General features: G+C 65.6%; 8 protein-coding genes, 1 tRNA gene and 1 pseudogene. 3 read left to right on the top strand and 7 right to left on the bottom strand.

What is annotated here, in order from left to right; translation table 11 throughout:
• Positions 1-95: 95 nt before the first annotated feature.
• The 5 genes and pseudogenes from D7Y21_RS18250 to D7Y21_RS18235 form a co-directional block, all read right to left on the bottom strand.
• Entirely contained in the window at positions 96-707 is a 612-nt protein-coding gene (locus D7Y21_RS18250) for a hypothetical protein (protein WP_233612172.1), read from the bottom strand.
• 665 nt (positions 708-1,372) lie between these two features.
• Positions 1,373-2,500: a hypothetical protein gene (locus tag D7Y21_RS42790; RefSeq protein ID WP_233612171.1), complete on the bottom strand. Its 1,128-nt coding sequence runs from the start codon at positions 2,498-2,500 to the stop codon at positions 1,373-1,375.
• Positions 2,501-2,725: 225 nt separating this feature from the next.
• Positions 2,726-3,139: pseudogene (locus tag D7Y21_RS43665) on the bottom strand (toll/interleukin-1 receptor domain-containing protein); the annotation flags it as partial.
• A 203-nt stretch (positions 3,140-3,342) separates the two neighbouring features.
• Positions 3,343-3,441, bottom strand: a tRNA-Sec gene (locus tag D7Y21_RS18240).
• Positions 3,442-3,483: 42 nt separating this feature from the next.
• A complete protein-coding gene (locus D7Y21_RS18235) occupies positions 3,484-4,452 on the bottom strand; it encodes a cyclopropane-fatty-acyl-phospholipid synthase family protein (protein WP_121714673.1) in 969 nt (322 codons plus the stop codon).
• A gap of 178 nt (positions 4,453-4,630) precedes the next feature.
• Between D7Y21_RS18235 and D7Y21_RS18230 the strand changes: the two genes are divergently transcribed.
• Complete coding sequence (locus tag D7Y21_RS18230) at positions 4,631-7,015, top strand: DUF3857 domain-containing protein (protein WP_158627310.1); 2,385 nt, start codon at positions 4,631-4,633, stop codon at positions 7,013-7,015.
• 3 nt (positions 7,016-7,018) lie between these two features.
• Here the strand turns inward: D7Y21_RS18230 and D7Y21_RS18225 are convergent, their stop codons facing one another.
• Together D7Y21_RS18225 and D7Y21_RS18220 are read right to left on the bottom strand one after the other, a co-directional pair.
• A complete protein-coding gene (locus D7Y21_RS18225; protein ID WP_121714681.1) occupies positions 7,019-7,312 on the bottom strand; it encodes a hypothetical protein in 294 nt (97 codons plus the stop codon).
• 29 nt (positions 7,313-7,341) lie between these two features.
• On the bottom strand, positions 7,342-8,415 hold the full coding sequence (locus D7Y21_RS18220) for a metallopeptidase family protein (protein WP_199735439.1): 1,074 nt from the start codon (positions 8,413-8,415) through the stop codon (positions 7,342-7,344).
• A gap of 88 nt (positions 8,416-8,503) precedes the next feature.
• Here D7Y21_RS18220 and D7Y21_RS18215 point away from each other — a divergent pair, with 88 nt between their 5' ends.
• Positions 8,504-8,860 (top strand): response regulator, encoded by a 357-nt coding sequence (locus D7Y21_RS18215; protein ID WP_120546639.1) that lies wholly within the window; start codon positions 8,504-8,506, stop codon positions 8,858-8,860.
• Between the two features lie 181 nt (positions 8,861-9,041).
• On the top strand, positions 9,042-10,685 hold the full coding sequence (groL, locus tag D7Y21_RS18210) for a chaperonin GroEL (RefSeq protein WP_120568284.1): 1,644 nt from the start codon (positions 9,042-9,044) through the stop codon (positions 10,683-10,685).
• Positions 10,686-10,739 lie beyond the last annotated feature (54 nt).

Raw genomic sequence — 10,739 nt, 5'->3', positions numbered from 1 at the left:
ACCCCCGCCATCGAGCGCCGCATCAAAGCCGCTCTTACACATGGAGCGAGCCGCCAAAGGACGAGGCAACATCATCGTCGTCGCAGCCACTCCCGCTAACACAGGTGTTTTGATGACAGTTCCGGCACCGCGAGCAGGATGCAGTACGTAGTCCACGTCCAAAGGACCGCCGCCATCATGGCCTGGGGGTTGGCCATGTCCTTGAAGGCGTCCATCATCTCGTCCCGTACGACGCCCTGGGCCAGGGCCATGGCCAGGGCGTAACGGCCATCCCCAGCGACAGTGGGGCTCTCCACCAGGAGGCTCAGGCAATCGCCGGGCTCGTTCGTGCGCCCGCACCAGCGCAGGTATGCGCGCGTCAACTCCACCTCTGTTGAGGGGGGCTCGCCGTCCAGGTGTTCGCCCGGTCCCAGCGGGATGACACGGTGGCTGCGCGACTCGTACAGGTACGAACCGCTGCGCGGATCCATCTCGAAAAACCGCCGGGCCGTTTCCTGGGGATGCGTGGACGGCCGCACGTTCCGGGCGAGCGCTTCTACGGCTTCAACGAAGTCGTCTTCGTCCAGAGCCACCGGGGCGGTATCGCCGCTGCGTGGGGTAAGGACGATGGACTCGCCGTGGCCCGTGTGCAGGCGCACGGACTTCGTGGTGCCGCTGCATCCAGCCAGCATCACGAGCAGTAGGAGAATTGACCATCGCGGCAGCACGTGGAGCCCTCCTGGCGCGGGCCCCCTTCACTCGGGAGCGCATCGGTGGCGCAAGGCCGGGTAATACCAGATAGAGCTGACAGATGCTCCGGGCTGCCCCGCCTGTGGTGGAGAGCATGGGGCCGACTGCGTGCCTACGGAAACGTCACTCCCGAGAGCGAGATCGCGCGCAGCCCGCCCGACTCCCACAGCTTGAGGGCGAACGGCCCCGTGCTGCATCCGGTGGTACCTGGAACTTGTCTCCGGCCCCGGATTTTGAGCGCGACTTAGTCCTCGTCCTTGTGGTGGACCTGCTCACCGTACGAGCAGCGGCCCATGTACATGTATGGAATCGGGTGCTGATGCATCAACACTCCACGATCCGCTGCTTGGGGCGGGAGCAGGCGCCGCGGGGGGGCACACAGCTCAACGCAACTTGACTGCAATATGCGAAACAATAGACAGATGTCGACCTGAAGAGGAAACTGCACAAGCTCGTTCCTTGCGTAGTCGATGAGCCGGTCCAGGCGGTGCGGCGGTTGCTCGCTGCGACGCTTCTCGCGAAGCTCTCTGCCTGGTTCCGCCACTGCCTATCCTTACGTCAGATCAACTGCACTCCGCGTTAGCTGGCGGCGGGTGGGGGGCGATCCTGTGTGAGCACGGGAGTGAGAGTGTTTAGATTGAGACTACGAATCATATCTCCCCGGATCCCAGGAGAAGATCTTCTTGGCAATGGCCAAGCGTCCTTTGGTCAGGCCTTGGCACACGACTTCAACCTCTGCGACGAGAAGCTCACGTAATGGTGGCTTAGTGCTGAGAGGTTCCTTGATTGAAATTTCTATGTGTTGATAGACGTATCGCTCCAGTTCCTTCAAATGGGCAGTGGTTGCGATCTCCATTTTCCCATCCTCCCGTATTGCTCCCTCTGGGACACGAAGTGGTTGCGCAAGCGGTGGGATGTCGGCTAGGTGTTTCGCAGAAATGCCTTGCAGCCACCGGCGCCATTCCTGCTCGTGTAGTCGCCATTTGCACTGCGCCGAAGCGATGCTGAAGGGCGCCTTGCCATCGTTTCTCACTTGGATCGTTTGTTTTCTCACGCCGTCCGAGAGAGAGCCCATCCCCAATAGGAGCCGGGGGAGCACTGTGAGTTCTTGTTCTCGTTTCTCAAGTTCTAGTTCAGCAAGCCGCTGAGTGTAGTCCTTGTTCTTGGCGTGTTCCGCAATTGCGCTGTGGCGAATGGTGTTTATGTTGAATGTTTTGGGCACATTTAGTGAGCCATCTCGGCTCTTGGAGGGGCTAGGCGGAGAAGAGAGTTGGCTCCCTGTGGATTGACTGTTTAGGGTGGGTGAGGAAGCGCTGAGAACACTCGGAAGCTCTTTGCCAGTTATGAGTTTGAATGTGCGTTGTGCGTATGTGTTGTCCGGGTGTTGCAGGCATATGCGTTCGATGCGATCGAATTGTTGCTCGAGTTCTGGTGAGAATGTTTGAGACATGTGGAGAAGTGCAGATAGGCTCATCTCGACTGTGTGTTCTGGCACCGTTCCCTCAAGCAGCAGAAAGATCTGCTCTCGTGCGCCGGGAATCGTCGTTGCAGAATAGGCCAGATTGAGGCCGGTTTTGGGACGACCGGCAAAAGTATCCTCTGCCAGGGAACGGGTGAGTCGCGTGATGGCGTGATGTGATTCAGTGGTCTTGCAGGCCGTGATACGTAGGAGCAAGTCGTACGCTGTCTCATCATCCGTCGCCGTATCGGAGACAATGTCTGCCGCAGCCTCTATTAAGTCAGACGGAGGAAGGCTCTTGGCGGCGACCAAGGAATTCCAGCGACTCAATCCCTCTTGCCTTGTTATAGGTCGCTTCTGGGTAATGAGTCGTTTGACCTCGGCCCACTCAAGAGGCTTGTCGTCGGGTGGGGATGGTGTCGGACCTGATTGTGAATTTGCTTTTGAGCTTGTGGATGGGACATTGCGAGCGAAAAGAGGCGGGCCAAGAGGTGGAGGTCCTTGACGTGCTTCCAAGAGGCTCCGTAGGAGTTCTTGAAACCCTGCAGGGCTTTTGGGATCTTCTCTTAGATCGATCATGAGCGCAGCAACACACCAACTGGGGGATGCCTCGGACCACGAGCCGTCGCGCAGAACCGGAATGAATTTTTTCCGATTTACGCCGGTCAAGACTTCTCCGGTGATTACCCCTCCCTCGTAACCCACACCTCCTCTCCGATTGTCTGATCTGGCCTTGTATTGGGGGGTACAGATGAGGACTACGAACCTGCTATCTCGAATCGCCCCCTCCATAAAGGCAGAGAGTTCTTCTCCCGGGTGGACGTTCCACCGATCTAAAATTGCATCAACCCCGTTGTTCCTGAGACGTGTTGCCAGGTCAATTACCCATGCCTTGTGCTCTTCGCTGTCCCATGAGTAGGAGATGAAGACTTTGGGTGGTGTAGATTCCATAAAGGAGGCAGGCGTCACTTCGGTGGACTCGGAACTGGGCCTTTGGGATGGCATGCCCAATGGCGGGTAGCATGCAGGACAGGCGAAGATTCTTCTTCGTACTGCCTAGTGCAGAGAGTGGCCGGGCACCAATCAAGAGGTGCCAATCTTGTATCAAGACTCGTACCTTACCCCGGCAGCAACGGCGATCGAGGCCGTGTAATTGGCGGTAGGGCACGGGAATCGAACTCGCCAGGGACTGCTCTCGCAGCCCCTCACCGGTTTTGAAGACCGGGCCGGCCACCAGGTCCGGAGGCCCTACCGCGGGTGATTACCGCCGCTCCGCGCCGGTCCGTCAACCACGGTCACGGCTTGCGCGCGGACACCACGGCGTACTCGTCGCAGTTGAACAGCGCGGGCCACTGGAGTTGCTCCGGCGTCATCCGCATCGCCTTGTGCACGTCCGCGCGCACCTGGTGCAGGGACGTGCTCCCCGGACTGCGCTCCAGCTGCGTCATGCCCCGCAGCGCCACCAGCGCCGTGTTCACCGCCGGGTATACGTCATCCGCGATCGACTCCACCTTCGCGTCCTGGAACCCCGCCCGCCGCAGTTCCTCCCGGTAGCGCTCCGTCGACCAGACGTTCTCCTCCGGAAACGCAATCAGCCCCCGCCAGTAGCGGTAGCGCAGCCTCGCGCGCAGTCCCGCGCCCGACTCGCGGTCCGTCTTCTGCGCCATGTCCGCCATCACCAGCCGGCCTCCCGGCTTGAGCACCCGGAAGGCCTCGCGCAGGAAGTCCTGCCGCGTCCGGAAGTGCATCGCGGACTCCAGCGCGAACACCACGTCGAACGCTCCCTCCGGCCCCGGCAGCGCCGTCGCGCTCCCCACCTCCAGCCGGACCACGCCCTCCAGCCCCGTCAGCTTCACGCGCTCCCGGCCCACCTTCACCTGGTTCGGCGTGATGTTCACCCCGACGATGCTCGCGGGCTTGAACTCCTCCGCCCACAGCAGGTCCTGGTCCGCGTACCCGAAGCCGCAGTCCAGGACGGCATCCCCAGGCCCCAGCTTCGCCGTCCTCGCCAGCAGGCGCGCCATCTCCGCCTGCGCGGACCGGAACAGCTCCCCAACGCGCTCCACGTTGGAGTCGTCCACCTTCTCCACGTGCTTCCAGTAGCCCAGGTTGATCCAGAAGGGCTCCCGGCCCGTCGTCACCCGGATGTCCCGCGGCGTCGGCATCCCCGCCACCCAGGCCCCTGTCTCGTTCGTGTAGAAGCGCTCCGGGTCCGCCAGGAACGCACTCTTCAGCCGCGTCGCGACCTGCTTCACGTTGACCATCCCAAGCCTCCTTGGACTCCCAACCGATGGCCGGAACCCTAGCCCGTGTCACGGCAATTCCAGACCTGGCTCGCATGTCGGTTTTCACTGGTGAATGGAGCGGGGACGCTCGCCCGGTGTCCCAGGGGGTGCCTTGCCCGGCGCGTCATCCGGGCTCCATGATGGGCGCCCTTCCTCCATGCGCCGAACCCTCCGTTCCGTCCTCCTGGCACCGGGCTTCCTGCCGGTGTCCGTCCTGCTGTTGTGTCTGTGTCTGTCCTTGAGCGCGCATGCGGCGACGGCGTTGCCCTTCCGGGTCGGGCCTCCCTCCAGGTGGGTGAAGCCGCTCCCCATTCCTCCGGACTCCCGCCCGAAAGCAGCGGGTGACGACGAGACGAGCGTCGCCTGGCTGCTGACGGATAAACAGGTGCGCGTGTCTGGCCCTTCGCGCGAGCAGTACGTGCACGCGGCCCGGAAGGTCCTCTCGCCGCAAGGCATCGAGCGCGTCACGGACATCCAGATCCGCTTCGACCCGACCTACCAGAAGCTCACCGTCCACGGCATCTGGCGCATCCGCGACGGCCGCCGCGAGGACGTCTTCCAGGCCTCCGAAGCCCGCGTCATCCAGCAGGAGACCGAGCTCCAGAACCGGCTCTACAACGGCACCCTCTCCGTGGTGCCGTTCCTGCGCGACGTGCGCGTCGGCGACACGGTGGAGGTGGCGTACTCCCTCGCAGGGGCCAACCCCGTCTTCGGCGGCCGCTTCTCCGACGCCGTCGTCGCGGGCCAGCCTTTCCCCGTGGTCCACTTCGCCTACCGGCTGCTGTGGCCGGAGGGGCGGGGGCGCACGCTCTTCATCCGGGACTTCGCCGCGCCGGGCCTGTCGCGCTCGGAGTCGATGCTGGACGGCGAACGGGAAATCGTCCTGGAGCGCCGCGACGTGCCCTCCGTCCGCTCCGAGGACCACGTCCCCGGATGGCAGCCCGTCTACCCCTGGGTCCAGCTGAGCGAATACAAGGACTGGAACGACGTCGCGCGCTGGGCCTCCTCGCTCTTCCAGGTGCCCACGCGCTCGAAGGCGCTGGAGCAGGAGGTCCGCCGGCTCGCGAAGGAGCCCACGCCCGAGGCGCGCTTCCTCGCCGCGCTGCGCTTCGTCCAGGACGAGGTGCGCTACCTGGGCATCGAGATGGGCCCCAACTCCCACCAGCCCCATCCGCCCGACGAAGTCCTCCAGCGCCGCTTCGGCGACTGCAAGGACAAGTCCCTGCTGCTGGTGGCGCTGCTCAAGGGCCTGGGCATCGACGCGCGGCCGGCGCTCGTGAACACGGACCTCACGCAGCTGTTGGACGGCTGGCGTCCCACCTCCACCGCGTTCGACCACGCCATCGTCCACGCCACCGTGGCCGGCCGTGAGCTGTGGGTGGATCCCACGTCGACGCTGGAGCGGGGAGGACTGGACAGCTACGAGCCGCCTCCCTACGGCCGGGCCCTCATCGTCGCCCCCGGCACCACGGCGCTCTCCGTCATCCCCGCGCCCACGCTGAAGGAGCCCTCCGTCTTCGTGGACGAGACCTACGTCGCGAAGGACCGCGACGGGCCCGCGACGCTCGACGTGGTCACCACCCGCACGGGCGAATCCGCCAACTCCATGCGCCGCATGCTCGCGAGCACGTCCCTGTCCGAGCTGTCCCGCTACTACGTCAACTACTACGCGAAGAAGGACGCGAAGATCACCGTCGAGAAGCCCATGACGGTGGACGACGACACCGCGAAGAACGTGCTCGTCCTGCACGAGCACTACCGCATCGAGGACTTCTGGTCCTCCGACGGCCGCCGGGACTTCAGCGCGCACACCCTCCGCGAGTACCTCACCGAGCCGAGCTACTCCCGCCGCGCCTTCCCGCTGGAGGTGCGGCACCCCGTCTTCGCCCGCCACCGCATCACGCTGAAGTCCAGCGAGCCTCTTCCCGGTGGCAAGGAGCACAGCGCCGTGGACGATCCGGCCTTCCGCTTCGAGGCCGACACACGCGCCGACGGCAAGACGGTGGTGCTCGACTACCGCTACCGCAGCCTCGCGGACTCCGTCCCGCCGGAGCGCATCGCGGAGTACGTGAAGGCCGTGCGCACCACCGACGATCATCGCGGCTATTACGTCCAGCTCGGGAGCCGTCCTGCCCGCCGGGCCTCGCGAGCTCCGTCCGGCGATGCGGATACCCTCCTCCTGGGCGTCATCACGACGTGCCTCGTGCTGTGGTTCGTCATCGCGCAGGGGGGCCCGTTGGAGCTCTGGCGCAAGGGCCGCGCCTGGGGCCGGCGCCGCGCCTTCGCACGCAAGTTCGACGCCGACCACCGGGGCGACAGCGCCGGGTCCGCCATCCCCATCACCAGCCCCCAGGAGCTGCTGTCCACGCTGGGCCGCCTGCGCTGCGCCTGCGGGGCCTCCAGCGAGGCCCCACGGGACTCGCTCCGCCACGAGACCATCGTCCTGGGCGACCGCCACCTCACCCTGGTGCAGTGGCAGTGCCCCGCCTGCGCCCGCGCCCGCCGCGCCTACTTCGAGGACAAGGGCTCGCGCGCCGCCTGACGCCTACTGGCAGATGCCCGGACAGTCCGCGCTGCCCCCGGGCTGGCACGTGTCGGACGGATCATCCACGCAGGTGTTCCCGGACACGTTCCCCGCGCAGCCCCCGAAGAGCCCGCCGCAGCACTCGACATACCCCTCCGGCACGTCACACGGCGTCGGGAAGGACTGGCACGTCTCGCTGTCCGAGCGCGCGAACACCACCACCTGCGGACACGTGCGCGGCTCTTCGTTGTCGTCGCCCAGGCAGCCCGTCAGGCCCAGCACCGCCATCAGCCCCAGCTTCGTCCATGCATGCATGGCGCGCATCAGGGCAGGGGAGAACGGCGCTAGTCCAGCCCCCGCTCCCACAGGTCGTCTTCATCCAGACCCATCAAGTGACCGACTTCGTGCATCACCGTGATGCCAATCTGTTCGATCAGCTCCTCGCGGGTGCGCGCGAAGCGCTCCAGGTTCTTCTGGTACAGCACGATGGAGGGCGGGAAGTGATCCGCCGCGTCCATCACGCTGCGCTCGCCCACGGGCGTGCCCCGGAACACGCCCAGGATGCACGGCGACAGTGGCGGCTGCTGACCCAGCAGGTCCTCATCCGACGGCAGGTCCTCCACCGCCAGCGTCACGTTGTCCATGTACTGCTTCACCTGCGAGGGCAGGGCGCGCATCGCGTCCTCCACCGCGCGGTCGAACGCCGCCTCCTCCAGCGCCACCGGCGGCGGCAGCTCCTCCGGCGCCAGCGCTTGCGCCCGGGAGAAGCGCTTCTTCGCCTCCTTCGCATCCTGGCGCCGCTCGGCGACGAGCCCCAGGTAGTGGTGCGCCCACGCCTCGTCCGGCGCGTCCTTCAACACCCGCTCGAAGGCCTCCTGCGCGGGCTGAAAGCGGCACAATTCGAACAGCGCGATGCCCCGCTCCAGCTGCGCGTCCGGCGAGCGCGGCATGTGCGCCAGCGCCTGGTCCAGGATTTTCAGCGCGGACTCGCACTCCCCCAGCTGGTTGAGGCCCATGCCCTCCAGGAGGAGGAACTCGTAGACGAGCTCCACGTCGTCGTCCCGCTGCGCCAGCTTCCGCCCGCGGCCGCACCACTCCAGCCCTTCCTCCACCGCCTCGCGGTCCTCGCCGGTGCGGCACACGAGGAACTCCGCCGCGCCAAAGAGGATCTCCAGGTCTTCCGGGGCCATCTTGAGGGCGGCGCCATAGGCCTTGCCCGCGTCCTCCAGGCGGCCCACCTCCACCAGCGCGGCGGCCCGGTAGTGCAGGGCTTCTGGTGAGTCGGGAACGTCCCGGAGCAGGGCGTCGGCGCTGGTGAGCGCGGCCTCGAAGTCCCTCGCCTCGAAGGCGTCCGCGACCCCCTCCAGCCGCGCGTCCATGTCCCGCGCCTCCCCTTGCTTCGCCATGCGCTTCGCCATACGGGCCGGCAGCTAAGAAGCCGCCCTTCGCGTTGTCAACGACCGGCGTCGCTGTTACCTTCCAGCGCCCCGTTTCGGCCCGAACCCCGTGAACATCCTGGTCGTCGATGACGATTACGAGCTGTGCACCATGCTCTCTCGCTACCTGGAGATGCATGGCTACACCGTGTTCTCGGCGTCGGACGCGCTCCAGGCCCTGGACATCATGGAGCGGCACCCCGTGGGGCTGGTCATCACCGACTACCTGATGCCCCACCTGGACGGCATCCACTTCACGGAGATGCTGAAGGCGGACCCCCGCTTCCAGAACATCTCCGTCCTGATGATGACCGCCAGCACGGATGCCAACATCTCCGACCGGGGCCTGCGCAAGGGCGTCGCCATCACCCTGCAGAAGCCCCTGGACATGGGGCAGCTGCTCAACCTCGTGCGCTTCGCGGAGTAGGGCCTTCCTTGAGGCTGCCTGGGCCCCCCACCCGGGCGGGCCGGAAGGCGTCCTCAGGCCCACACGCCTGCCCCTTTCCGTTGACATCGTCGATGCGGCCCTTATGTTGGCGCTCGACATGGCCGAGTGCTAACGGCCATCCCCATTTGTAGAAATTCCCCAAGTATTATCGGAGGTTACGATGGCAGCGAAGGAAATCTTCTTCCACCAGTCCGCGCGCGATTCCATCCTGCGCGGCGTCCGGATCCTCGCGGATGCGGTCGCGGTGACGCTCGGTCCCAAGGGCCGCAACGTGGTCATCGAGAAGAGCTTCGGCTCGCCCACCATCACCAAGGACGGCGTCACCGTCGCCAAGGAGATCGATCTCGAGAACCGCTTCGAGAACATGGGCGCGCAGATGGTGAAGGAGGTCGCGTCGAAGACCTCCGACAAGGCCGGCGACGGCACCACGACGGCGACCGTGCTCGCGCGCGCCATCTATGAGGAGGGCCTGAAGCTGGTGGCCGCCGGCCACAGCCCCATGGACCTCAAGCGCGGCATCGACAAGGCGGTGGAGGTGGTGGTGGCGGAGCTGAAGAAGCTCTCCAAGCCCACGTCCGACAAGCAGGCCATCGCGCAGGTGGGCACCATCTCCGCGAACGGTGACGAGACCATCGGCACCATCATCGCGGACGCGATGGAGAAGGTGGGCAAGGAGGGCGTCATCACCGTCGAAGAGGCCAAGGGCCTGGAGACGACGCTCGACGTGGTGGAGGGCATGCAGTTCGACCGTGGCTACGTGTCGCCGTACTTCGTCACGAACCGCGACCGCATGGAGGTCGTCCACGAAGACCCCTACATCCTCATCAGCGAGAAGAAGGTCTCGTCGATGCAGGACATGATCCCCGTGCTGGAGCAGGTGGCGCGCTCGGGCAAGCCGCTGCTCATCATCGCGGACGACATCGAGGGCGAGGCCCTGGCCACCCTGGTGGTGAACAAGATCCGCGGCGTGCTGAACGTGGCCGCGGTGAAGGCGCCGGGCTTCGGTGACCGCCGCAAGGAGATGCTCAAGGACATCGCCACGCTGACGGGCGGCATGGTGGTGAGCGAGGAGCTGGGTCACAAGTACGAGAACCTGACCCTCAACGACCTGGGCCGCGCCAAGCGCATCACGGTGGACAAGGACAACACCACCATCGTGGACGGTGCAGGCCAGAAGGCGGACATCGAGGGCCGCATCAAGCTCATCCGCACCCAGATTGAGACGGTCACCAGCGACTACGACCGCGAGAAGCTCCAGGAGCGCATGGCGAAGCTCGTGGGCGGCGTGGCGGTCATCAACGTCGGCGCGGCGACCGAAGTGGAGATGAAGGAGAAGAAGGCCCGCGTGGAGGACGCGCTGCACGCGACCCGCGCGGCCGTCGAAGAGGGCATCGTCCCTGGCGGCGGCGTGGCCTACATCCGCAGCCTCAAGGCGCTGGACGGCCTGAAGCTGGGCGGCGAGCAGAACTTCGGCGTGGACATCATCCGCAAGGCGCTGCAGGAGCCGCTGCGCAAGATCTCCAGCAACGCCGGCGTCGAGGGCGCGGTCGTCATCAACAAGGTCAAGGACGGCACCGGCGCGTTCGGCTTCAACGCCCGCACGGAGACCTACGAGGACCTGGAGAAGGCCGGCGTCATCGACCCGACGAAGGTCGAGCGCACCGCGCTGCAGAACGCCGCCTCCGTGGCGTCCCTGCTGCTCACCACCGAGGCGATGATCGCCGAGCGCCCGAAGAAGAAGGCCAAGGGCGGCGCGGGCGGCGGCGCCATGCCGGAGTACGGCGGCGACGACATGGACTACTGAGCCGGCTGAAGGCTCCGTAGCTCCGTAAGGGTTTCCGGCCCCGGTGGGCCTCGC

Origin of the sequence: Corallococcus sp. AB045 (assembly GCF_003668895.1) — a bacterium.
Taxonomy (GTDB): Bacteria; Myxococcota; Myxococcia; order Myxococcales; family Myxococcaceae; genus Corallococcus; species Corallococcus coralloides.
This window is presented reverse-complemented; position numbering and strand designations above follow the sequence as displayed.

Excerpts from the sequence above, each read along its gene's own strand:
- D7Y21_RS18235 (WP_121714673.1), bottom strand. The coding sequence starts at position 4,452 with ATGGTCAACGTGAAGCAGGTCGCGACGCGGCTGAAGAGTGCGTTCCTG.
- D7Y21_RS18230 (WP_158627310.1), top strand. The coding sequence starts at position 4,631 with ATGCGCCGAACCCTCCGTTCCGTCCTCCTGGCACCGGGCTTCCTGCCG.
- D7Y21_RS18225 (WP_121714681.1), bottom strand. The coding sequence starts at position 7,312 with ATGCATGCATGGACGAAGCTGGGGCTGATGGCGGTGCTGGGCCTGACG.
- D7Y21_RS18220 (WP_199735439.1), bottom strand. The coding sequence starts at position 8,415 with ATGGCGAAGCGCATGGCGAAGCAAGGGGAGGCGCGGGACATGGACGCG.
- groL (WP_120568284.1), top strand. The coding sequence starts at position 9,042 with ATGGCAGCGAAGGAAATCTTCTTCCACCAGTCCGCGCGCGATTCCATC.